Raw genomic sequence first — 23222 nt, 5'->3', positions numbered from 1 at the left:
TTCTGCTGACCGTTCTCCGGCTTCTGCTCACTCACTGTCGTCCCCGCTCGCGTTCGACTGCTCGGCCGTCTCGTCGTTCTCGTCCGTGCTCTCCGGGGTGGTGACCTCGGTGTTCCGGGCGATGGTGACCACGCGGTCGTTGCCCTTGAACTTCACGAAACTCACTCCCATCGTGCCACGGCCCTTCACAGGAACGCCGGACACGAGGCTGCGTGTGATCTGTCCGGACTCGGTCACGCTGATGACGTCGTCGGTGTCGCGCAGCACCAGACCGCCCACCAGCTCGCCGCGCGACTCGGTGATCTGCATGGCCTTGATGCCCAGTCCGCCACGGCCCTGGACGCGGTACTCGTCGATGCGCGTCTTCTTGGCGTAGCCGCCGTCCGTGACGGTGAAGACGTACAGCTTCTGGCTGTCGTCGTCCTCGCCCTCGCCCTCCTCGTCGGCGCCGGCCTTGATGACCGTCATCGACAGCAGGGAGTCGTCGTCGCGGAACTTCATGCCCGTGACGCCCGAGGTGGCGCGACCCATCGGACGCAGCTGCTCGTCGTCGGCGCGGAAGCGGATCGACTGCGCCTTGCGGCTGATCAGCAGGATGTCGTCCTCGGGCGAGACCAGCTCGGCCCCGACCAGCTCGTCGTCCTCGTCGCGGAAGTTGATCGCGATGACGCCGGCCTGGCGCGGGCTGTTGTAGTCCGTGAGGCGTGTCTTCTTCACGAGGCCGCGCTTCGTGGCGAGCACCAGGTAGGGCGCCTGCTCGTAGTCGCGGACCGCCAGCACCTGCGCGATCTCCTCGTCGGGCAGGAACGCCAGCAGACCGGCCACGTGACCGCCGCGCGCGTCGCGACCGCCCTCGGGAAGGTGGTACGCCTTCGCGCGGTAGACCCGGCCCGCCGTGGTGAAGAACAGGATCCAGTGGTGCGCGGTCGTGGAGAACACGTGCTCGACGACGTCCTCACCGCGCAGCGACGCACCCCGCACGCCCTTGCCGCCGCGGTTCTGCACGCGGTAGAGCTCGGTCTTCGTGCGCTTGGCGTAGCCGCCCTTGGTGATCGTGACGACGAGCTCCTCGTCGGGGATCAGGTCCTCGTCCGAGAGGTCGCCGTCGGCCGCGATGATGCGCGAGCGGCGGTCCTCGCCGTACTTCGCGACGATCTCGGCCAGCTCCTCGCCGACGATCTCGCGCTGACGCTTCTCGCTGGCCAGGATCGCCTTGTACTCGGCGATCTCGGCCTCGATCTCGCCGAGCTCGTCGATGATCTTCTGACGCTCGAGCGCGGCCAGGCGACGCAGCTGCATGTCGAGGATCGCGGTGGCCTGGAGCTCGTCGATGTCGAGCAGCTCCATCAGGCCGTGGCGGGCCTCGTCGACCGTGGGGCTGCGACGGATCAGCGCGATCACGTCGTCGAGCTGGTCGAGGGCCTTCACGAGGCCACGCAGGATGTGGGCGCGCTCCTCGGCCTTGCGCAGGCGGTACTCGGTGCGACGACGGATGACGTCGACCTGGTGGCGGATCCAGTGCGAGATGAAGCCGTCGAGGGTCAGCGTGCGCGGGACGTCGTCGACGATCGCGAGCATGTTGGCGCTGAAGTTCGTCTGCAGGTCGGTGTGCTTGTAGAGGTTGTTCAGCACGACCCGGGCCACGGCGTCGCGGCGCACCTCGATGACGATGCGGCGGCCGGCGCGGTCGCTGGACTCGTCGCGCAGGTCGGAGATGCCCTGCACGCGGCCCGTCTGCGCCAGGTCGGCGATCTTGCGCATCAGCGCGTCCGGGTTCACCTGGTACGGCAGCTCGGAGACGACGAGCTGCATGCGGCCCTTCGTGTCCTCCTCGATGTTCACCACGGCGCGCATCGGCACTGAGCCACGGCCCGTGCGGTACATCTCCTCGATGCCGTGGGTTCCGACGATGAGGCCGTCGGTGGGGAAGTCGGGGCCCTTGATGCGGGCCAGCAGCGCCTCGAGGAGCTCTTCGCGAGACGCGTCGGGGTGCTCGAGGGCCCACTGCACGCCCTCGGCGACCTCGCGGAGGTTGTGCGGCGGGATGTTGGTGGCCATGCCGACGGCGATGCCGGCCGAGCCGTTGACCAGCAGGTTCGGGATGCGCGCCGGCAGGACGGTGGGCTCCTGCGAGCGGCCGTCGTAGTTCGGCTTGAAGTCGACGGTCTCCTGCTCGATGTCGCGGAGCATCTCCATCGCGATGGGCGCGAGCTTGCACTCGGTGTACCGCATCGCGGCGGCCGGGTCGTCGCCCGGCGAGCCGAAGTTGCCCTGGCCGCTGATCATCGGCGCGCGCATCGACCACGGCTGCGCCAGACGCACGAGGGTGTCGTAGATCGCCGAGTCGCCGTGCGGGTGGTACTGACCCATGACGTCACCGACGATGCGGCTGCACTTGTTGAAGCCGCGGTCGGGGCGGTAGCCGCCGTCGTACATCGCGTACAGGACACGACGGTGCACCGGCTTGAGGCCGTCGCGCACGTCGGGCAGCGCGCGCGCCACGATCACGCTCATCGCGTAGTCGATGTACGAACGCTGCATCTCGTCCTGCAGCTCGACCGGTTCGATGCGGTCGCGCTCGATCGGGGTGTCGGTCACTTCTGTGTCCTTCTGTCTGTGGCCGGGCTACGCAGCGCGCCGCCGACCACCGGGGAGGTGGAGGTCAGATGTCGAGGAAGCGGACGTCCTTGGCGTTCCGCTGGATGAACGAGCGTCGCTGGTCGACGTCCTCGCCCATGAGGATCGTGAAGATCTCGTCGGCCACGGCGGCGTCGGCGAGGGTGACCTGGCGCAGCAGGCGGCCGTCGGGATCCATCGTGGTCTCCCACAGCTCGCTGGCGTTCATCTCGCCGAGACCCTTGTAGCGCTGCACCGGAGCCTCCTTGGGCAGGCGGTAGCCGGCCTCGGTGCCCGCGGCGACCACCGCGTCGCGCTCGGCGTCGGAGTACGCCAGCTCGTGCGCGTGGTTCGTCCACTTGACCTTGTACAGCGGGGGCTGCGCGAGGAACACGTGGCCGGCGTCGATGAGCGGCTTCATGAACCGGAACAGCAGGGTCAGCAGCAGCGTGGTGATGTGCTGGCCGTCGACGTCGGCGTCGGCCATCAGCACGATCTTGTGATAGCGCAGCTTGGCGATGTCGAAGTCCTCGTGGACGCCGGTGCCGAGGGCGCTGATGATCGCCTGGACCTCGGTGTTCTGCAGGATCTTGTCGATCCGCGCCTTCTCGACGTTGAGGATCTTGCCGCGCAGGGGCAGGATCGCCTGGGTCGCGGGATCGCGGCCGTTGCGGGCCGAGCCGCCGGCGGAGTTGCCCTCCACCACGAAGATCTCGCACTCCTCCGGGTTGCGGCTGGAGCAGTCCACCAGCTTGCCCGGGAGGCCGCCGCCGGAGCCGAAGCCCTTGCGGTTGCGGGCGAGGTCGCGCGCCTTGCGGGCGGCCACGCGCGCCGCGGCGGCGTCGATCGACTTGCGGACGATGTTCTTGCCCTCGGCGGGGTTGCGCTCGAACCAGGCGCCGAGCTCGTCGTTCAGCACCTGCTGGACGAAGCCCTTGGCCTCGGTGTTGCCGAGCTTGGTCTTGGTCTGGCCCTCGAACTGCGGCTCGGCGAGCTTGACCGAGATGATCGCGGTGAGGCCCTCGCGGATGTCGTCGCCGGTGAGGCGGTCTTCCTTCTTCTTGATGAGGTTGTTGGTCTCGGCGAAGCGGTTGACCGTGGTGGTCAGCGCCGCGCGGAAGCCCTCCTCGTGCGTGCCGCCCTCGTGCGTGTTGATCGTGTTGGCGAAGGTGTGGACCGACTCGCTGAAGCTGTCGTTCCACTGCATCGCGAGCTCGAGCGACAGGCCGTTCGCCTCGTCCTCGCGCTCGAGGTTGATGACGTCGCGGTGGATCGGCGCCTTGCTGCCGACGTTGATGTGGTTGACGTAGTCGACCAGGCCGCCGTCGTAGCGGAACGTGACCTCGCGCTCGACGTCGTCGGCGACGCCGTTGGGGTCGTCCTCGCCCTCGTGGCGCTCGTCGCGCAGCGTGATCTCGAGGCCCTTGTTGAGGAACGCCATCTCACGAAAGCGCGTCTTGAGCGTCTCGTACTCGTAGGTGGTGGTCTCGAAGATGTCGGCCGAGGCGTAGAACGTGGTGGTGGTGCCGGTCTCGTCGGTGGCCTCGCCGCGCTCGAGGGGAGCGTCCGGGACTCCGTACGTGAACGACTGGGTCCAGCGGTAGCCGTCGCGCTTGACCTCGACGTGCATCTTCGTGGAGAGCGCGTTCACGACCGAGACGCCGACGCCGTGCAGACCACCGGACACCTTGTAGCCGCCGCCGCCGAACTTGCCGCCGGCGTGCAGCGACGTGAGCACCAGCGTGACCGCGGGGATCTTCTCCTCGGGGTGCTCGTCGACCGGGATGCCACGGCCGTCGTCGACGACCTTGACGCCGCCGTCGGCCTGCAGCACCACCTGGATGTTGGTGGCGTAGCCGGCGAGGGCCTCGTCGACCGAGTTGTCGACGACCTCGTAGACGAGGTGGTGCAGGCCACGCTCACCGGTGGAGCCGATGTACATGCCGGGTCGCTTGCGGACCGCCTCGAGCCCTTCCAGGACCTGGATGTTGCTCGCGTCGTACGTGCTGGGTGTCTCGGGCGCCTGGGTCACTGAACCAGTATACGGGGCCATTCTGTGCGTCTCACGGCACGACACCTTCTGTGGAGCGTTGTTCCTTCATCCACAAGTGCCGCTGAACGGCGCTAGAAGGCCGCTGGGAGTCACGACGAGGGGGTCGATCAAGGTTCCCATCGTCCACGAGCCTTCTGGGGCGTCCGCGAGGCTCTCCGCAACCTGGCTGTCACCCACGGTCTGGGAAAGTGGAGGGGTGAGCTCCACGACCCGCGTCCCGTCACGGGTGTCGGGGCCGGCGCTGGTGGTCGGCGCCGCCGCCGTCACCGCGTTCGTCGTGCTCGTGCGCGTCGCCCTGATGTCCGAGCGCGGCCAGGCCGCCGACGAGCACGCGATGCTCACGGTGGCAGCCGGGCGCGAGGCCGAGCTGACCCTGCTGTCGATCCTGGGGCGCGTGCCGATCTGGTCCGGCGCGACGCTCGCGGTCGTGTGCCTGCTGCTGGCCGCCCGGCGCCACCACTGGCGCGCCGTCATCGGCGCGGCGGTCGTGATCGTGGGCGCGAACGTCACCACGCAGGTCCTCAAGCAGGGTGTCCTCGAGCGGCCCGACCTCGGGTACGGCTTCCACAACTCGCTGCCGAGCGGGCACGTCACGGTGGCCGCGTCGGTCGTCGCCGCGCTGATGCTGGTCGTGCCGGCGGGGGCGCGGGCCGCCGTGGCGGGACTCGGCACGTTCGCCGTCGGGCTGACCGGCCTCTCGACGATCGTCGCGGGGTGGCACCGGCCCGCCGATGTCGTCGCTGCGCTCGTGGTCGCGCTCGGCTGGTTCGCGGTGGCCGTCGTGGTGCAGGGCGGTCGTCGGGCGAGGGCTCGGGCCGTGCTGCCCACTGCGCTGGTCGGCGCCGTCGCCGCCCTGATCGCGATCGTGCTGATCGGCGTGCGTCCGGTGGAGGGGATGGACGGCTTCGTCGACGCCTCCCTGGTGCTCGGCGCCGTCGCCTCGGTCACCGCTGTCACGGTGTCGGCGATGGCCTGGATCGCGCCCGACGCCTGAGCCCGCCCCTCCGGGGTGACGAACGATGAGGCATTGCGCCCCGCTGGGGTGCCCGAATGCCTCATCCTGCGTGCTCACCCGTAGGTGTCGCGCGGACCGCGGCCCTTCACCGAGCGGCGGCCCTTCTTCCAGCTCGGCGCCTGCGGACCCCGGACGTCGATCCGCAGCACCTGGCCGTCGCCGAGCTCCTCGTTGAGCTTGGCCACCAGGCGCGGGGCGAGCAGCTTGAGCTCCTTGGCCCACGCGGTCGAGGAGGTCTCGAGGTGCACGACACCGTCGGAGAAGCTGTCGACCCTGCAGTGCTGCGCCACCTCGGGGCCCACGATCGCGGCCCAGTCGGAGAACACCCGCGACGCGGCGAGCCGGTCGTTCCAGCCCTGGTTCTGCACCATCTCGCCGAGGACGTCGCCCAGTGCGACGGCGTCCTCGCGGCCGCCGCGACGCGGTGGGGCGTTGCGGCTCATCGGCCGGCGGGTGCGAGCGGGCGGCGCGTTGCCGTTGCGGTAGGCGTCGGCGATCTCGCGCGCGAGGCGCAGGACGTCGTCGTCAGCCACGCGGGGTCACCACCGCGGCCGCGACGTCGAACGACTGGCCCACCAGCTCGGGCGGCACGTCGCCCTCGACCGCCGCCGTCACCAGGACCTGCTCGGCCGCGGCCACCCGGGCGGCCAGCCGCGAGCGTCGATCGCTGTCGAGCTCGGCGAACACGTCGTCGAGGATGAGGATCGGGTCGTCGCCCTCCTCGCGCAGCAGCGCGAACGCCGCCAGTCGCAGGGCCAGCGCGAGCGACCACGACTCACCGTGGCTCGCATATCCCTTCGCGGGAAGCGCGCCGATCGAGAGCAGCACGTCGTCGCGGTGCGGACCGACGAGGCTGATGCCGCGCTCGAGTTCCTCGCGCCGGCGGCGACCGATCTCGTCGAGCAGCGCCTTGGCGATGTCGTCGGGATCGCGCAGGTCCTGCACCCCCTCGACCGAGGGCTTGTAGTCCAGCGACACGACCTGCCGGTCCGCGGCGGCGCCAGCCGCGACGTCACGGTACGCGTCGGTGGCGTGCGGGGCCAGGGCGTCGAGGAGCGCGAGCCGCGCCGCGACCAGCTGGCCGCCGACCCGCGCGAGGTTCTCGTCCCAGATGTCCAGCGTGGAGATCTCGATGTTGCTGCGGCGGCCGGCGGTCTTCAGCAGCGTGTTGCGCTGCTTGAGCACCCGGTCGTAGTCGGCCTTCGCACCGGCCAGGCGCGGCGTGCGCATGACGATGAGGTGGTCGAGGAAGCGGCGGCGGTCGGACGGGTCGCCCTTCACGAGGGCCAGGTCCTCGGGGGAGAACAGCACGGTGCGCGCGATCCCGACGAGGTCGCGCACACGCGGCAGCGGGTTGCCGTTCACCCGCGCGCGGTTCGACTTGCCCGGCGTGATCTCGAGCTCGAGCAGCGCGGAGCGGTCCTCGCGCTGCAGTTGCGCGCGCACGATCGCGCGGTCGGCGCCGGCGCGCACGAGCGGAGTGTCGGAGGAGACGCGGTGCGAGTCCAGCGTGGCGAGGTAGTCGATCGCCTCCACGAGATTGGTCTTGCCCTGGCCGTTGGCGCCGATGAAGGCCACCGGACCCGCGGCCAGCTCGATCGCGACCGAGCCGTAGGACCGGAAGTCGGTCAGCTCGAGCCGGGTCACGTGCATGCGCCCAGCCTACGGCCGGCGAGATCTGTAGCGGTGTCCACCTGTTTCAGCCGATTTCGGCGCTGAAAGGGTGGATACCGCTACAGATCTGGGTCGCGGGAGCGACAGGATCAGGCCGGCGGGACGTCGGGGCTCTCCTGGGCAGCGCGGACCGCGTGGCCGCCGAACTGCTGCCGCATCGCGGCGACGGCCTGCATCGCGGCCGACTCGTCCTGGCGCGAGACGAAGCGCGCGAAGAGCGAGGCGGCGATCGTGGGGGCGGGCACCGCGTTGGCGATCGCGGCCTCGACGGTCCAGCGACCCTCGCCCGAGTCCTCGGCGTAGCCGCGGACCTTCGACAGGCCCGGATCCTCCTCGAGCGCCTTGACCAGCAGGTCGAGCAGCCACGAGCGCACGACCGTGCCGACGCGCCAGGAGTCGAGCACCTCGGTGACGTTCTCGACCATGTCGACGGCCTCGAGCAGCTCGTAGCCCTCGGCGTAGGCCTGCATCATCGCGTACTCGATGCCGTTGTGGACCATCTTGCTGAAGTGGCCGGCGCCCACACGGCCCGCGTGCACGAAGCCGTTCTCGGCATCGGGACGCAGTGCGTCGAACGCGGGCTGGACCTTCGCGATGTCGTCGGCGTCGCCGCCGGCCATCAGCGCGTAGCCGTTCTCCAGTCCCCAGACGCCGCCGCTCACGCCGCAGTCGACGTAGCCGATGTTCTTCTCGGCCAGCTGCGCCGCGTGGATCTCGTCATCGGTCCAGCGCGAGTTGCCGCCGTCGACGACCACGTCGCCCTCGGAGAGCAGCTCCTTGAGCTCGGTGATCGTGCTGTGCGTGGGGTCCCCGTGCGGGACCATCACCCACACCACCTTGGGGCTGGGCAGCTGGTCGACCAGCTCGGCGAGCGACGTCACGTCGCTCAGCTCGGGATCGCGGTCGTAGCCGATGACCGTGAGGCCGGCATTGCGCATGCGTTCGCGCATGTTGCCGCCCATCTTTCCCAATCCGACGAGTCCGATGTGCATGGGCGCCTCCCGACGTCGTGGCGCGTTCAGTTCTGAAGACGAACCGGCATGATCAGGTAGCGGAACGCGCCATCGGGATCCGCTCCCACCTCCGCGACTCCGGACATCGCGGCGGGCTTGGTGTGCTGCGTGAAGGACAGGTGCACGACCGGCTCGGTCATGACCGACAGCCCTTCCAGCATGTAGTTCGGGTTGAAGCCGATCGAGATGTCGTTGCCCTCGATCGTGGCCTCGACGCTCTCGGAGGCCTGGGCCTCGTCGCCGCTGCCGGCCTCGAGGAGCACCTGGCCCTCGGAGAACGACAGCCGCACGGGCGTGTTGCGCTCGGCCACGAGGGCCACGCGCTTCACGGCGTCGACGAGCGTCTGGGTGCCGACGTAGGCGACCGTCTCGGCCTGCGCCGTGAACAGCTGGCGCACGCGCGGGAAGTCGCCCTCGAGCAGACGGGTGGTGGTGCGGCGGACGCCGCCGCCGACCGTGCCTTCGAAGCCGATGAGGCCGTCGCCGGACTCGCTGGTGGAGACCGCGATCGTGATGTCGCCGCCTGCGGTGAGCGCCTTGGCGGTGTCGGACAGCACGCGGGCGGGCACGAGTGCACGCGCCGAGATGTCGGAGGCCTCGGGGTACCAGGCGAGGTCGCGCAGGCTGGCGCGGAACCGGTCGGTGGCCATGAGGGAGATCGTCGAGCCCTCGAGCTCGAGGCGGATGCCGGTGAGCAGCGGCAGCATCTCGTCGCGCGAGGCGGCGGCGCTGGCCTGGCCGACGGCGGTGGCGAAGTCCTCGGCCTTGACCGTGCCGGACGAGGTGGGCATCGCGGGGAGCTGGGGGTACTCGTCGACCGGCATCGTCTGCAGGCTGAAGCGCGAGCTGCCGCACGTGACTTGGACCTTGGTGCCGTCGTGGACGAGGTCGACGGGCTTGCCGGCAGGCAGCGCGCGGACGATCTCGGCGAGGAGGCGGCCCGAGACGAGCGCCTTGCCCTCGTCGCTGACCTCGGCGGGCAGCGTGGCGCGCGTGGAGGTGTCGTAGTCGAAGCCCGAGAGGTGCAGCTCGTCGCCGACCGTCTCCAGCAGCAGGCCCGTGAGCACCGGGACGCTCGGGCGGGTCGGCAGGCTGCGGGCGGTCCAGCCGACGGCGTCGGCGAGGGTGTCGCGATCGATGCGGAACTTCACGTTCGGAGGCCTCTCATTCGTCAGTCGAATCCTGCCACGGTGAGCGTTCTTCCACACCCATGGGTGCACGTGACTTCGACTCGGGTTTCGGTCTTTGTACTTTCCGTCGTCGTAGTAGGGGCTGTGGATTCGGTGGACAACCCTCGTTTGTGCTGCGCTGCGGGAAATCTGTCGGTGGATGAAGTTGTGGTTCGTGCAGTGGGGGGACTCGTCCGGGCTGTGGACGATCATCGCGTGTTCACATGTGATTCACATGCAGATCGCCCGGATGCACCGATGAGGGCCGTTCATGCACAGGCGTTTCCCCAGGTGTGGGCGCCGCAGCACGTCAAGACTGGCGAGCCTGCTGGCGGATGCGTGCCGTCAGCTCGGTGACCTGGTTGTAGACGGCGTGCTTCTCGGCCATGAGCTTGCGGATCTTGCGCTCGGCGTGCATCACCGTGGTGTGGTCGCGGCCGCCGAACTCGCTGCCGATCTGCGGCAGGGACATCTCGGTCAGCTCGCGGCACAGGTACATCGCGATCTGGCGGGCCAGGACGAGGTTGCGCGAGCGGTTGGGGCCGCACAGCTCCTCGATCGTGTACTCGGAGTAGGCCGCGGTCTGGGCCATGATCATGCCGGCGGTGATCTCGGGGTCGTCGCCCTCGGCGATCAGGTCCTTCAGCACGATCTGCGCGAGCTGGAGGTCGACCGTGGTGCCGTTGAGGTTGGCGAAGGCCGTGGCGCGGATGAGCGCGCCCTCGAGCTCACGGATGTTGGTCTGCACCTTGCTGGCGATGAACTCGAGAACGTCGGCCGGCGCTGTGAGCTTCTCGGTGGCGGCCTTCTTGCGCAGGATGGCGATGCGGGTCTCGAGGTCGGGCGGCAGCATCTCGGTCTGCAGCCCCCAGCTGAACCGGTTGCGCAGGCGCTCCTCGAGGGTGCGCAGCTCGGCCGGCGGCCGGTCGGACGTCATCACGATCTGCTTGTTCTCGTTGTGCAGCGCGTTGAAGGTGTGGAAGAACTCCTCCTGCGTCGCGTCCTTGTTCTCGATGAACTGGATGTCGTCGACGAGCAGGACGTCGATCTCGCGGTACTTGCGGCGCAGCGCGGGGGTGCGGTTCTCGCCGATAGCGTTGATGACGTCGTTCACGAACTCCTCGGAGCTGACGTAGCGGACGCGCGACGAGGGGTAGAGGTTGATCACGTAGTGACCGATGGCGTGCAGCAGGTGGGTCTTGCCCAGGCCGGAGTCGCCGTGGATGACGAGCGGGTTGTAGGCCTTGCCCGGCGCCTCGGCCGCGGCGACGGCGGCCGCGTGGGCGAAGCGGTTCGACGAGCCGATGACGAAGTTCTCGAACTGGTAGCGCGAGTTGAGTCGGGCCTCGGCGATGTTCGCGCGGTGGGTGGGGCCGGGGCCGCCCTGTCGTGCGGTCGGGCGGCTGACCCAGCTGGGGGTCAGCGAGTCGTCGTCGTCCTCGAAGTCCTCGTCGCGGTCGACAAGACGATTTGTCGACTTGTCGCCTTCTGGTTCCTCCTCGACGGTGATGGGCCCGGACACCAGGTCGGGCGCCTCGTCGACGACGTCGGGATCGATCGTGACCACGAGGCGGATGTCCTCGCCGGCCTGGGTCGTCAGCGCCTGCTCGAGGGCCGGGCGCACGCGCGACTCGAGCTGGGCGCGCGAGAGGTCGTCGTGGACGGCGACGATGAGGATGCCGTTGTGCAGCGAGAGCGGCTTGGCCGCGTAGACGAAGACCTTGGCTCCGGGGGACAAGGTGGCGACGGAATCGCGCCAGACGGTCTCCAGCTCCAGCTCAGCCTCGTCGCGCACCGCACAGCCTTCCTTCCCACCCATGGCAGGACGTTTCCCGAGTTCTTCCCGGCATCGAGGTCGACCGACGACGGTTGTTCACACTGTTGTCCACACGTTGTGTATGAATCGGGTGGACGACACGTCCGTTCAGGGGAGGTGTCCTGTGGATATCCGGTGACGCTAGCAGCCGGTGCCGACCCGTCACAAGCGGGTTCGGCGATTTGTGGGGACGCTTCGGCGTGTCGCGTGGACGCCTTCCGCGGTTCAGGATAAGACTGGCCGCTTTGGGTCGGTTTGACCACGTCAGGCCGCCCCGCGTACCGTTGAGGGGTCGTCTCGAACGACGTCCGCCGCGTGCCCATGAACAGTTCCGGTCATGGGCGAGCGGTGGCCACTCCAACCGGCCACGAATCCGTACCGAAGGACCTCCTGTGAGCAAGCGCACCTACCAGCCGAACAACCGTCGCCGCGCCAAGAAGCACGGCTTCCGTCTCCGCATGCGCACGCGTGCCGGCCGCTCGATCCTGGCCGCGCGCCGCCGCAAGGGCCGCGACAAGCTGTCGGCCTGATTCCGCGTGCTGCCGCGCGTGCACCGCATGCGCGACGGTGAGGTGTTCCGCCAGGCGATCCGCCGCGGTGGCAAGGGTGTCCAGCCCGACCTCGTCGTCCACGTGGGTGGACCTGTCGAACCGACGGACGTCACGTCCGTCGGTTTCGTCGTGTCGAAGAAGGTCGGTCCGGCGCACGATCGCAATCGCGTGAAGCGCCGGCTCCGTCACCTCATGCGCGAGCGCATCGACGCCGTCCCCACGGGCTCACGCGTGGTGATCCGTGCCCTTCCCGGCTCGGCCCACCGACGCGCGGCAGACCTCGGACCCCAACTCGACCAGGCGCTGCACACGGCGTCGTCGCGGATCCGGCCATGATGCGCTGGATCGTGGCGAGCCTGCTGCGCGCCTACCGACTGGTCATCAGCCCGATGTACGGGCAGGTGTGCCGCTACCACCCCAGCTGTTCGGCATACGCCCTCGAGGCGGTCGAGACGCACGGCGCCCTCAAGGGCTGCTGGCTCGCGATCCGTCGACTGGGCCGCTGTCACCCCTGGGCCGCGGGCGGGTTCGACCCCGTTCCGGGCCGTGATCGAGGAGAAGCATGTTCGACTTCCTAGGCACCATCGGCAGCGCCATCATGACGCCGCTGTACTACTTCGTGTCGGGAATCATCCTGGCGTGGCACTGGCTCTTCGAGCAGATCGGCATGGATCCCGACGGCGGCTGGACCTGGGTCCTGTCCATCGTCGGTCTGACCATCACGATCCGCGCGATGCTGATCCCGCTGTTCGTCAAGCAGATCAACTCCAGCCGCAACATGCAGCTGATCCAGCCGCAATTGCAGGAGCTGCGCAAGAAGTACGGTCACGACCGCGAGCGCTTCGCCCAGGAGCAGATGAAGCTGTTCCAGGAGACTGGAACGAACCCGTTCTCCTCCTGCATGCCGCTGCTGCTGCAGATGCCGATCTTCTTCGCCCTGTTCCGGATGATCGACCAAGCGTCCCGCAAGGGTGCGGAGGGCGCGAAGGGCTTCCTCTCGCCCGACCAGGCCGAGTCGATCGCCAACGCCCAGTGGCTCGGCGGCAAGATCGCCGACACGTTCATCTCCAGCGAGCACCTCGAGACGAAGATCATCGCGATGGTCATGGTCGTGGCGATGTGTGCCACGCAGTTCTTCACGCAGAAGCAGCTGATGGCCAAGAACATGCCGCCGGAGGCGCTCAACGGCCCGTTCGCCCAGCAGCAGAAGATCCTGCTGTACGTACTCCCCGTCGTCTTCGCGGTGTCGGGTGTGGCGTTCCCCCTCGGCGTGCTGGTCTACTGGACCACCTCGAACCTGTGGACCATGGGCCAGCAGTTCTGGGTCATCCGCAACAACCCCGCCCCCGGCACTCCGGCCTTCGCTGCCAAGCAGAAGCGCGACGCCGCCAAGGGCAAGATCGTCCAGGCCGACCCCGTCGTCGAGGCGAAGCAGTCGGCCGAGGAGCAGAAGGCCAAGCGTCAGCAGCCCAAGAAGAAGTCCCGCGACCAGCGTCGCAAGGGCGGCACGCCGCCCAAGCAGTCCCAGCCCCGCAAGGAGGATTCCGATGAGTGAGACCGATCTGGAGCGCGAGGGCGACATCGCCGCCGACTTCCTGGAGGAGCTGCTCGACATCGCCGACCTGGACGGCGACATCGACATCGATGTGGACGGCGACCGTGCCGCCGTGGAGATCATCGGGGGCAACCTGAGCCACCTCGTGGGTCGCGACGGCGAGGTTCTCGACGCCCTGCAGGAGCTCACCCGCCTGGCCGTGTACCGCGAGACCGGTGTGCGCAGCCGTCTGATGCTCGACGTCGACGGCCACCGAGCCGCCCGCAAGGCCGAGCTCGTCAAGATCGCCGCGGAGGCCATCGAGCGCGTGCAGGCCGAGGGCGAGTCCGTGGCCCTCGACGCCATGTCCCCCTTCGAGCGCAAGGTCATTCACGACGCGGTCGCCGACGCCGGCCTGCGCAGCGAGTCCGACGGTGCGGGCGCTGGTCGCCATGTCGTCGTGCTTCCGGCCGAGTGACCGTTTCACGTGAAACAGTGTTCGGCGAGCGGCTTCCGCTCGCCGAGCGCTACGCCGAACTCCTGGCGACGTCGGGCGTTGAGCGCGGCCTGATCGGCCCTCGCGAGGTCGACCGCCTGTGGGAGCGCCACCTCTTCAACTGCGCTGCCCCGGTCGCCCGCGTGCCTGAGGGTGCGTCCGTCGCCGATGTCGGTGCGGGCGCCGGACTCCCCGGCATGGTCTGGGCGATCTCTCGTCCCGATCTGCACGTGACGCTGATCGAACCCCTCCTCCGCCGCACGACGTGGCTGGAGGAAGTCGTCGCCGATCTGGGCCTCGAGAGCCAGGTGACCGTGCTGCGGTCCCGCGCCGAGGATGTCGATCAGACCTTCGACGTGGTGACGGCCCGCGCCGTCGCGGCACTCGACAAGCTCGCGCGCTGGTGCATGCCGCTGGTTCGCCCCGGAGGATTGCTGCTCGCCCTCAAGGGACGCAGTGCAGCAGAAGAGGTGGAGGCTGCGCGCGCCACCCTCGCTCGGCTCAAGGCCGGCGATATCGTGGTGGCGACGTACGGGCACCGGTGGGACCTCGAGGTTCCGACCACGCTCGTCGAAGTCCAGCGCCGATGACACGCCGTGGAACAGCGAATGTTCCACGTGAAACATGACAGGAGCCGTAGTGACGATTCCGACCGCCGCTGACTTCGCCGAGGAGCCGCTGGGGACGTCAGCGTCCACCCCCCTCGCCGACCAGGCCGGCTATCACGTCCAACTCATGGAGCGCCTTGCCTCCACTGGTCGCTACGAGCGACCGCGCCAGACGCGGGTGTTCGTCGTCGCCAACCAGAAGGGTGGCGTCGGCAAGACCACCACGTCGGTGAACCTCGCCGCGGCGATGGCGGCCCGCGGACTGTCCGTGCTACTCATCGATCTCGACCCCCAGGGCAATGCCTCCACCGCGGCGGCGATCCCGCACGCATCGGGCACGCCGGGCACCTACGAGGTGCTCCTGGACGAGCTGCCCATCGACCAGGCCGTCCAGACGAGTCCGGACGTGCCGGGACTGCGCGTGGTGCCGGCCACGATCGACCTCGCCGGCGCCGAGATCGAGTTGGTGATGCTCGAGCAGCGCGAGCGGCGGCTCCGCAAGGCCATCGACACCTACCTCGCCGGGCCGGGTCGCGATGTCGACTACGTCTTCATCGACTGTCCCCCGTCGCTCGGCCTGCTGACCGTCAACGCCATGGTCGCCGCCCGTGAAGTACTGATCCCGATCCAGTGCGAGTACTACGCGCTGGAGGGCCTGAGCCAGCTGCTCGGCAACATCGAGCTGGTGCAGCAGCACCTGAACTCCGATCTCGACGTCTCCACGATCCTGCTGACGATGCACGACGCGCGCACCAACCTCTCGTCCAGCGTCGCTGCTGAGGTTCGAGGGCATTTCGGCGATCGCGTGCTCTCCACGGCGATCCCGCGCTCGGTGCGCATCAGCGAGGCACCGGGCTATCAGCAGACGATCATCACGTACGATCCCAACTCGACGGGAGCGCTGTCCTACCTGGAGGCCGCCCGCGAGATCACCCAGCGCGGCGCGGCGCCGGCCGACCAAGGAGCATCGTCATGAGCAACCCCCGACCCGGCCTCGGCCGTGGACTGTCCGCCCTGATCCCCACGTCGCCGGCGCAGGCGAAGGAGACAGGTCTGGCGGAGGTCACGGGAGCGCGCCTGCGTGACATCCCGGTCGGCCAGATCTCGCCGAACCCGCGCCAGCCGCGCTCGGTCTTCGACGAGGAGGCCATGGCCGAGCTGGTGCACTCCATCAAGGAGATCGGACTGCTCCAGCCCATCGTGGTGCGGCAGACCGGTCCCGAGGCCTACGAGCTGATCATGGGGGAGCGGCGCTGGCGCGCCCACCAGAAGGCCGGACTCGACGCCATCACCGCGGTCGTCCGTGAGACCACCGACGAGGACCTGCTGCGCGACGCACTGCTGGAGAACCTCCACCGGTCCGAGCTGAACCCCTTGGAGGAGGCGGCCGCCTACCAGCAACTGCTGGAGGACTTCGGCTGCACGCAGGAGGAGCTCTCCGAGCGCATCGGCCGCTCCCGCCCGCAAATCACGAACACGATCCGGCTCCTGAAGCTCCCCCCGGCGGTCCAGCGCCGCGTGGCGGCCGGGGTCCTGTCCGCGGGCCACGCCCGGGCGCTCCTGGCGGTGCCGAACCCCGAGCTGCAGGACCGACTCGCCTCGCGCGTGGTCGCCGAGGGCATCTCGGTGCGTCAGCTGGAGGAGATCGTCCGCTTCGGCGACGAGGAGGCCACGCCCTCGGCTCGCAAGCTCAACACCCGTCCCACCTCGCCCCGCGTGGGCGAGCTGGCGCACCGGCTCTCCGAGCGCTTCGACACCCGGGTGAAGGTCGACTTCGGCAAGTCCAAGGGCAAGATCGTGGTCGAGTTCGCCACGATCGGCGACCTGGAGCGCATCGTCGACCTCATGGACCCCGTTCCGAAGCCAGACTGACGGTCCACTAGTCCACAAAACTACAAAGCCACTTGTCGACAAATCGACAAGTGGCTTTGTTGTTGGTGGTGTGTCAGGCGACGAACTCCGAGATCTCGGTGAGGATCGCGGACTTCGGACGCACGCCCACGATGGAGCGGACGAGCTCGCCCTGGTAGTACAGGTTGATCGTCGGCAGGCCGGTGACCCGGTACTGCGCGGGCGTGACGGGGTTGGCGTCGGCGTCCATCTTGACGACGGTCAGCGCGCCCTCCTTCTCGTTCGCGATCTCCTCGAGAATGGGGGCGAGCTGGCGGCACGGGCCGCACCAGGACGCCCAGAAGTCGACGAGCACGGGGCCCTCGGCCTTCAGGACGGTGGACTCGAAGTCGGCGTCGGTGACGGCGGCGATGTCAGCCATGGATTCTCCTCAGGGGTGGTGTGGTGGTCAGTCGGTCAGAGCGACCGCGGGCTCGGGGAGGCCGGCATGCTCGATGTCGGCCAGGAAGCGCTCGGCGTCCAGGGCGGCCTGGCAGCCGGTGCCGGCGGCGGTGATCGCCTGGCGGTAGGTGTGGTCGACGAGGTCGCCGGCCGCGAAGACGCCGCGCAGGTTCGTGGCGGTGGAGCCGGCCTGCGTCAGCACGTAGCCCTCGTCGTCGAGGTCGACCTGGCCGACCAGCAGCTCCGAGCGCGGGTCGTGGCCGATCGCGATGAACAGACCGCTGATGTCGAGGCGGCGCGTCTCGCCGTTCGTGGTGTCGCGCAGGGTGACGCCCTCGAGGATGCCATCGCCGTGGATCTCGGCGACCTCGCTGTTCCACGCGAACTCGAGCTTGTCGTTCGCGAAGGCACGGTCGGCCATGATCTTGCTGGCGCGCAGCTCGTCGCGGCGGTGCACGAGGGTGACCTTGTCGGCGAAGCGGGTGAGGAACAGGGCCTCCTCGACGGCGGAGTCGCCACCGCCGACCACGGCGATGTCCTTGCCGCGGAAGAAGAAGCCGTCGCACGTGGCGCACCAGCTGACACCGTGACCGGACAGCGCGTCCTCGCCCTCGATGCCGAGCTTGCGGTAGCCCGAGCCCATCGCCAGGATCACCGCGTGCGCCTGGAAGGTGGAGCCGTCGGCGAGCTTCACGGTCTTGACGTCGCCCGTGAGGTCGACCGAGGTGACGTCGTCGGCGACGAGGTCGGCACCGAAGCGCTCGGCCTGGGCGCGGAGGTTGTCCATGAGCGCCGGGCCCATGATGCCGTCGGGGAAGCCGGGGAAGTTCTCCACGTCGGTGGTGTTCATCAGGGCACCACCGGCCGTCACGGAGCCCTCGAAGACGAGCGGCTTGAGGTTGGCACGTGCGGCGTAGATGGCAGCGGTGTACCCGGAGGGGCCGGAGCCGATGATGATGAGACTGCGGACGTCGGTCATGAAGGAGCGCTTTCGATCGGGTTCACGTGCTTCAACGGATTCTAGGCGGTGAATGTTCCCCGGCGTCGCGGTCGGCTCACCGGCCGCGGACGATCGCGCGGCGGATCTCCCCGCGGTACTCGCCGTCGCCGATCTGGGGCAGCTCGCGGAGCCACACGACGACGTAGCGGGTGCGCACGTCGCGTGGCAGGGCGACCGAGAGGTCCTCGGCCGCGCTGTTGAGGGTGGCGACCTCGCGCAGGTCGTCGAGGTTCCGCGGCAGCTCCGAGATCGAGGAGGGCGCCGTGAGGATCGACAGGTCGGTCGGGGTGCCCGCGAGGCGCAGCCGCACCTGCTCCACCTGGCGCACGGTGCCGAGGTCGAGGATCAGCCCGACGCCGTCCTTGAGACCGCCGAGGTCGGCGCGTCCGTAGTACGTGGAGGTGCGCCAGCCGGTCTCGGGGTCGTCGTCGAGGATCGCCTGGGTGAGCTCGGGGTTCTCGCGGCGGTCCTCGCCCTGCGGGTCGAAGTCGACGACGCGTGCCAGCGGCAGCACCCGCACGGGCGTCTCGGGCGCCGACTGGGCGTACGGGTCGCCCACCTGGCCGGCTTCACGCCCGACGAGGAACGCCAGCACGCCCGACAGCACGATCGCGGTGATGAGTCCCAGCAGGATCAGAGCGCGGTCGCCGTGCGTCATCATCTGCATGCGCGCGGTGAACCGCTCGCGACGCGTGGGCGGCTTCGGCTCGTACGCCTTGGGCCGGCGCCTCGGGGGCTCGAGACCGGGGGGCGGGCCCGACGGCTCCACCACGGGGTCGAGGCGCAGCAGGTCGGGCGAGGTCACGTCGTAGCCGAGCGGCTCGTCGAAGAGGTCCTCGTCGCCCTCGCCGGCCTCGTAGAGCGCCCGCGCGATCTCCTCGGCCGACGTCAGGGCGTCGTAGGGGTGCCGCGACGGCTCGAGGATGCGGTCGCAGATCTCGTCGACGTCACGCAGCACGCCGGCGCGCACTTGACGGGGCCGCAGCAGGTGCCCGTGCTCGGTGGGGGCGGCGCGCAGGCCGTCGACGTGGCCGCCCGGCCACCGGCTGACGAGGCAGGCGTAGAGGACCTTGCCCAGCGCGACCACATCAGCCGCACGGTACGAGGCGAGGTCGTCGTCGGAGTCCTGGTGGTCGGCGGGAGCCAGCGCGGTGGCGACGCCCAGACCCACGATGCGCACCGCGCCGGACTCCTTGAGGAGGATCTGGTGCGGCGTGAGGCGCCGGTGCACGAGGCCCCGGTCGTGGGCGTGCGCGAGGGACTCGGCCACCTCCGCCACGATCGCGGCGGCACGACGGTTGGGCAGCGGCGACTGGGCCAGCAGCCGGCTCAGCGGCGTGGCCTTGGCCCACTCGCGCACCACCACGTGCACGCCGTCCTCGTCCTGCAGCAGGTCGAGGACCCGCAGGAAGCGGTGGTCGGTGACGCTGGTGGAGCGGCGGGCGGCCTCGAGGAAGTTGGCGCCGCGAGGGTCGTCGGCCGGCAGCAGCTCGACCCGCACGTTGCGGTGCAGCACCCGGTCGACCGCGCGCCAGTTGGAGGCACCGAGGCTCTCGCTGACGAGGTCGGCCAGCTCGTACCGCGAGGCGAGCACGTCGCCGGAGACGTGCGGTCTCCGGTCGCTCATCAGTCCTCCTCGGCCGGTGCGGGCGCACCTCCGACCATCGTACGTGCGTCAGCCTCGACGCAGGACGCTGGAGACGACATAGCGCAGCTCCTCGACGCGCAGCAGTCGCGCGGCCAGCACGGTGGCCGCGGCACCGGCCGCTCCGACGACGACGAGCTCGCCGAGAGCCCAGGCGGGAGAGGGGTTCCCGGTCACCAGGAACCGCTCCCAGCCCCAGCGCCCGAGCAGCATCACGACGGCCGCGACGGCGCACACGAGGACGAGCCGCACCACGAAGCGGACGGTCTCGGGATCGGTCAGGGTGCCGATGCGGCGCGACAGCACGGTGGCCGAGACGGCGAGGCCGATCGTGTAGGCCAGGCCGTACGCCAGGGCGAGGCGCGTGGAGACCTCGATCGGCGGGGCGCCGGTGGTGACCGCGACGGCCAGAGCGATGTTGGCCACGGCGATCACGGTCTGGATGAAGAACGGGGTGCGCGTGTCCTCGAGTGCGTAGAAGCCGCGCAGCACGACGTAGTGCAGGCTGAACATCACGAGCGCGAGGGCGAAGGCCGAGATCGTGGTGCCGATCGCGTCGGTGTTGCCGCGCGCGGCGCCGAAGCCAGCGAGCACCGAGGCCACGGGCGAGCCCAGGCACGCCACCGCGACCGCGATCGGCGCGATCAGCATGAGGGCCAGCCGCAGGGTGCGGCTCAGCTCGAGGCGCATCCGGGCGTAGTCGTGCTCGGCCGCTCGGGCCGCCAGCGTGGGGATGATCGCCGTCGCCAGCGACACCGTGATGACGCCGTGCGGCACCTGGCTGATGAGGAAGCCGACGTCGTAGACGACCTGGCCCGCACTCGGGACGCCCTCCTTCTTGCCCTCGATGTCGGCGCTGGACGCCAGGCGCACGATCACGAAGTACGAGATCTGGTTGACCACGATGAACGCGAGGGTCCACGCGCCGAGGCGCAGGGTGTGCCCGAGGCCGACCCCGCGAAAGTCGAAGCGCGGGCGGAAGCGGAAGCCCACCTGACGCAGGTACGGCACGAGCACGAGCGCCTGCACCGCGATGCCGAGCGTGGAGCCCAGGCCGAGCAGCCAGGCCTCACCGGTGCTGAAGCCGTCGGCGGCGCCCGGGGTGGCGACCCCGAAGACCACGGCGTAGGCGCCCAGCACGCCGAGGGCGACGAGGTTGTTGACGATCGGCGCCCACATCATCGGGCCGAACCGCTGGCGCGAGTTCAGGATCTGGCCCACCAGCACGAAGGCGCCGTAGAAGAACACCTGCGGCATGCACAGCAGCATCAGCAGCTGGGCCGACTCGCGCTGGCGCGTGAAGTCGTCGGTGAACAGGTCGGGACCGAACAGCAGCCGCAGCAGCACCGGCACCGCGAGCATGAGCACGACCGTGGCGATGCCCAGGACGAGCAGGCCGAGGGTGATGATCCGGTTGGCGTACGCGTCGCCGCCGTCGGGATCGTTCTTCATCGCGCGCACCAGCTGCGGTACGAGGACGACGTTGAAGATGCCGCCCGCGACGAGGATGTAGAGCGAGTTCGGGATCGAGTTCGCGACGTTGAACAGCGAGCCGTTCAGCGCGGAGCCGACCACGGCCAGCAGCACGAGCGAGCGCAGCAGGCCCGTGATGCGCGAGACGATCGTCCCGAGCGCCATCCAGGCGCTGGCGCGGGCGAGGTTCGGGTCAGTCATCGAGGTCCTCGGCGTCGGTCGCGGGGGCGGCGGCCTCGGCACCCCGGCGGCGCCGGCGGCCGAGGAACCGGCGGGCCCACGTGAAGATCACGAGGAGTCCGGCGGCGGCCATCGTGGCCCACACGATCAGGCCGACGTTGCTGGTGCGGATGTTGAAGACGGCGGGCTCGCCGAAGGTCACGCCGGCCTCGGTGGCCAGGCGGGCGCTCACGGTGCTGGAGGTCTGGTCGCCGAGGTCGACCTGGACGGTGAACGTGTGCCGCTCGCCGGCGTCGATCTCGACGGGCTCGATGTCGTCGACGCTCAACCCGGGGTTGTCGGCGACGAGCTCGAGCCCCACGCGCACGGTGCTGGCGGTCTCGTTGGAGAGCGTGAGCGGGAACCCGCCGCGGCTGCTCGACAGCGTGATGGTGGAGGGACTGTCGATGGAGATGTCGTCGAGCTCGGACTCGAGCGCCTCGGTCTCGGCGGCGATCCTCGCGTCGAGGGCGGCCTGCTCGGTGCGCCAGCGCACGGACAGCAGCGAGGCGAGGTCGCGGTCGTGGTCGGGCCGGTTGGGGTCCACCACGATCGCGTCGTGGAGGTCGGCGACCTTCGACAGGTTGGCGATGCGGTCGAGCGTGGAGGCGCCGAGCGAGGTGGTGTCGACCTCCTCCAGCACGGCGCCGCTGTAGCTGACGGGCGCGGAGCGGACCAGCTCGGTGGCGGTGGCCGGCCGGGTCAGGCCGCCCGAGCCGCGCGTGGTGATCACGCGCGCGACCACCTGGCCGCCCGTGGTGCCGGGATCCCAGCTGGGATCGACGATCGTCATCGCGTCGGCGCGCGACTTCGGGTCGCTCTCGCGCTCGAGCGCTCCCAGTGCGGCGTCGGTGAGGATTCGCTGGCGCAGGGTCACGGCGGTCTCGCTGCCGGGAACGTCGGGGAGGGCGCCGTTGACCAGCAGCGGCAGCGGGCCGTTGCGCGTCTCGAGGCTCACGACCGAGCCCAGCCGCGGCTCCCACCCGGGCACGCTCTGGCGCGACACCACGGTGGGGCCCTCGCCGCGGCTGCGGATGTCCTCGAGCATGGGCAGCGTGGTGCCCGCGATGGTGGGCCACGACGCGCGCGGCCCGGTGAGCGCGTGGTCGGCGAGCGCGTCGGCCGTCGCGTCGTCGACGACGTTCCACAGCGTCTCGGCGTTCTCGGGGTAGCGGTTGAGCGCCAGCTCGTCGGGCCGGGCGTAGGAGACGATCCACGTGGTGGAGCCGAGGGCGAGCTCGCGCAGGTCGGCCAGCCAGTCGACCACCGCCGCGGCCTGGTCGGTGGTCAGCTCGACGTCCTTCGGCGGACTCTCCGCGTCGGTCAGCGGCGCGAGCTCGTCGAGCAGGGAGGGGTCGAGCACCACGGTTCGACCCTCGCGCGGCGTCGCGGCGGCGGCGTCGAGGTAGTGGCGCAGCTGTCCGTCCTGCACGGAGGCGAGGATCTCCTCGGGCTCGGCCTCCTCGGGCGTCCACGTGGGGGTGAACGGCCAGACGAGGCCGGCGGGGATCGGCGTGGCGGGATTGGGCACCCACGGCAGGAAGGTGGTGGCGCGCGCCACCGCGTCGTTCGAGCGCTGGCCCTCCTCGTCGGTGGCCAGCACCTGCACGCCGACGGGATAGACGCCGCCGGCGCCGGAGAGGCCCAGCTTCGACACCGGCACCTCGATGCGGAAGCGACGGAACGAGCCCGGCGCGATGTCGCCCAGCTCGGCGAACGAGCCAGCGTCGACCACGCGCTCGCCCGTGTAGGACTGGCCGTCCTCGATCGCCGCCTCGATCTGCGCGCGCGACTCGAACGGGCTGCGCGGGATGACCAGGTAGGCCTGCACCGAGGTCCACGGCGTGGAGCCGGTGTTGCGGACGATGCCGCTCATCGTGATGGTGGCCTTCGCGGACAGCCGCGTGGGCGTCAGACCGTCGATCCGCACCCCCAGCGAGCCGTCGGAGGCGGTGGCCGTGGGGCTCGGCGAGCCCACCAGCAGTGACACCGCGACCACGAAGGCGGTCAGCCAGGCGCGGAACGTCACCACGTCATCGTAGTGGGAC

The 23222-nt window shown here is 69.8% G+C and carries 21 protein-coding genes; 9 read left to right on the top strand and 12 right to left on the bottom strand.

Going from position 1 to position 23222, the window contains the following annotated elements:
* Window positions 1-27: 27 nt before the first annotated feature.
* Window positions 28-2598: a DNA gyrase subunit A gene (gyrA, locus tag BJ975_RS15045; RefSeq protein ID WP_179427386.1), complete on the bottom strand. Its 2571-nt coding sequence runs from the start codon at window positions 2596-2598 to the stop codon at window positions 28-30.
* Between the two features lie 64 nt (window positions 2599-2662).
* Complete coding sequence (gyrB, locus tag BJ975_RS15040; protein WP_179427384.1) at window positions 2663-4669, bottom strand: DNA topoisomerase (ATP-hydrolyzing) subunit B; 2007 nt, start codon at window positions 4667-4669, stop codon at window positions 2663-2665.
* Between the two features lie 196 nt (window positions 4670-4865).
* Here gyrB and BJ975_RS15035 point away from each other — a divergent pair, with 196 nt between their 5' ends.
* Window positions 4866-5663, top strand: a complete 798-nt coding sequence (locus BJ975_RS15035) for a phosphatase PAP2 family protein (protein WP_179427382.1) — start codon at window positions 4866-4868, stop codon at window positions 5661-5663.
* A gap of 74 nt (window positions 5664-5737) precedes the next feature.
* Here the strand turns inward: BJ975_RS15035 and BJ975_RS15030 are convergent, their stop codons facing one another.
* The 5 genes from BJ975_RS15030 to dnaA all read right to left on the bottom strand — a co-directional run bounded on the left by BJ975_RS15030 (window position 5738) and on the right by dnaA (window position 11359).
* Window positions 5738-6217 carry a DUF721 domain-containing protein gene (locus BJ975_RS15030; protein ID WP_317628253.1) on the bottom strand — a complete coding sequence of 160 codons (480 nt, stop codon included), beginning with the start codon at window positions 6215-6217 and terminating at the stop codon, window positions 5738-5740.
* On the bottom strand, window positions 6210-7337 hold the full coding sequence (recF, locus tag BJ975_RS15025) for a DNA replication/repair protein RecF (RefSeq protein WP_179427380.1): 1128 nt from the start codon (window positions 7335-7337) through the stop codon (window positions 6210-6212). The genes BJ975_RS15030 and recF overlap by 8 nt, the downstream gene beginning before the upstream one ends.
* A 110-nt stretch (window positions 7338-7447) precedes the next feature.
* Complete coding sequence (gene gnd / locus BJ975_RS15020; protein ID WP_179427378.1) at window positions 7448-8350, bottom strand: phosphogluconate dehydrogenase (NAD(+)-dependent, decarboxylating); 903 nt, start codon at window positions 8348-8350, stop codon at window positions 7448-7450.
* Window positions 8351-8376: 26 nt separating this feature from the next.
* Complete coding sequence (gene dnaN, locus BJ975_RS15015; RefSeq protein WP_179427376.1) at window positions 8377-9522, bottom strand: DNA polymerase III subunit beta; 1146 nt, start codon at window positions 9520-9522, stop codon at window positions 8377-8379.
* Between the two features lie 328 nt (window positions 9523-9850).
* A complete protein-coding gene (dnaA, locus tag BJ975_RS15010) occupies window positions 9851-11359 on the bottom strand; it encodes a chromosomal replication initiator protein DnaA (protein ID WP_179427373.1) in 1509 nt (502 codons plus the stop codon).
* 389 nt (window positions 11360-11748) lie between these two features.
* Here dnaA and rpmH point away from each other — a divergent pair, with 389 nt between their 5' ends.
* From rpmH to BJ975_RS14970, 8 genes are all read left to right on the top strand, one after another.
* On the top strand, window positions 11749-11886 hold the full coding sequence (rpmH, locus tag BJ975_RS16865) for a 50S ribosomal protein L34 (protein WP_078699619.1): 138 nt from the start codon (window positions 11749-11751) through the stop codon (window positions 11884-11886).
* Window positions 11887-11892: 6 nt separating this feature from the next.
* Entirely contained in the window at window positions 11893-12243 is a 351-nt protein-coding gene (rnpA, locus tag BJ975_RS15000) for a ribonuclease P protein component (RefSeq protein ID WP_179427371.1), read from the top strand.
* Window positions 12240-12485 carry a membrane protein insertion efficiency factor YidD gene (gene yidD, locus BJ975_RS14995; RefSeq protein ID WP_223302982.1) on the top strand — a complete coding sequence of 82 codons (246 nt, stop codon included), beginning with the start codon at window positions 12240-12242 and terminating at the stop codon, window positions 12483-12485. The genes rnpA and yidD overlap by 4 nt, the downstream gene beginning before the upstream one ends.
* Window positions 12470-13462 carry a membrane protein insertase YidC gene (gene yidC, locus BJ975_RS14990; RefSeq protein ID WP_179427369.1) on the top strand — a complete coding sequence of 331 codons (993 nt, stop codon included), beginning with the start codon at window positions 12470-12472 and terminating at the stop codon, window positions 13460-13462. Before yidD ends, yidC begins: the two co-directional genes overlap by 16 nt.
* A complete protein-coding gene (locus tag BJ975_RS14985; protein WP_179427367.1) occupies window positions 13455-13919 on the top strand; it encodes a Jag family protein in 465 nt (154 codons plus the stop codon). Before yidC ends, BJ975_RS14985 begins: the two co-directional genes overlap by 8 nt.
* Window positions 13920-13936: 17 nt before the next feature.
* Window positions 13937-14527: a 16S rRNA (guanine(527)-N(7))-methyltransferase RsmG gene (gene rsmG, locus BJ975_RS14980; protein ID WP_317628254.1), complete on the top strand. Its 591-nt coding sequence runs from the start codon at window positions 13937-13939 to the stop codon at window positions 14525-14527.
* Window positions 14528-14672: 145 nt separating this feature from the next.
* On the top strand, window positions 14673-15521 hold the full coding sequence (locus BJ975_RS14975) for a ParA family protein (RefSeq protein WP_223303155.1): 849 nt from the start codon (window positions 14673-14675) through the stop codon (window positions 15519-15521).
* On the top strand, window positions 15518-16417 hold the full coding sequence (locus tag BJ975_RS14970) for a ParB/RepB/Spo0J family partition protein (protein ID WP_179427361.1): 900 nt from the start codon (window positions 15518-15520) through the stop codon (window positions 16415-16417). Before BJ975_RS14975 ends, BJ975_RS14970 begins: the two co-directional genes overlap by 4 nt.
* A 73-nt stretch (window positions 16418-16490) precedes the next feature.
* Here BJ975_RS14970 and trxA read toward each other — a convergent pair whose 3' ends face one another.
* The 5 genes from trxA to BJ975_RS14945 all read right to left on the bottom strand — a co-directional run bounded on the left by trxA (window position 16491) and on the right by BJ975_RS14945 (window position 23203).
* A complete protein-coding gene (gene trxA / locus BJ975_RS14965; protein ID WP_179427359.1) occupies window positions 16491-16817 on the bottom strand; it encodes a thioredoxin in 327 nt (108 codons plus the stop codon).
* A 27-nt stretch (window positions 16818-16844) separates the two neighbouring features.
* Window positions 16845-17816 carry a thioredoxin-disulfide reductase gene (trxB, locus tag BJ975_RS14960; RefSeq protein WP_179427357.1) on the bottom strand — a complete coding sequence of 324 codons (972 nt, stop codon included), beginning with the start codon at window positions 17814-17816 and terminating at the stop codon, window positions 16845-16847.
* A gap of 76 nt (window positions 17817-17892) precedes the next feature.
* The gene (locus tag BJ975_RS14955) at window positions 17893-19464 is read right to left on the bottom strand and encodes a protein kinase family protein (protein ID WP_179427355.1); all 1572 of its coding nucleotides are present in this window, start codon (window positions 19462-19464) and stop codon (window positions 17893-17895) included.
* Window positions 19465-19512: 48 nt separating this feature from the next.
* Window positions 19513-21156: a murein biosynthesis integral membrane protein MurJ gene (gene murJ / locus BJ975_RS14950; protein WP_179427352.1), complete on the bottom strand. Its 1644-nt coding sequence runs from the start codon at window positions 21154-21156 to the stop codon at window positions 19513-19515.
* The gene (locus tag BJ975_RS14945; RefSeq protein ID WP_179427350.1) at window positions 21149-23203 is read right to left on the bottom strand and encodes a DUF6049 family protein; all 2055 of its coding nucleotides are present in this window, start codon (window positions 23201-23203) and stop codon (window positions 21149-21151) included. The genes murJ and BJ975_RS14945 overlap by 8 nt, the downstream gene beginning before the upstream one ends.
* Window positions 23204-23222: the final 19 nt, after the last annotated feature.

The organism is Aeromicrobium tamlense (assembly GCF_013408555.1).
Classification (GTDB): domain Bacteria; phylum Actinomycetota; class Actinomycetes; order Propionibacteriales; family Nocardioidaceae; genus Aeromicrobium; species Aeromicrobium tamlense.
Note: the sequence above shows the minus strand (reverse complement) of the source record. Positions and strands in the feature narration are given on the sequence as shown.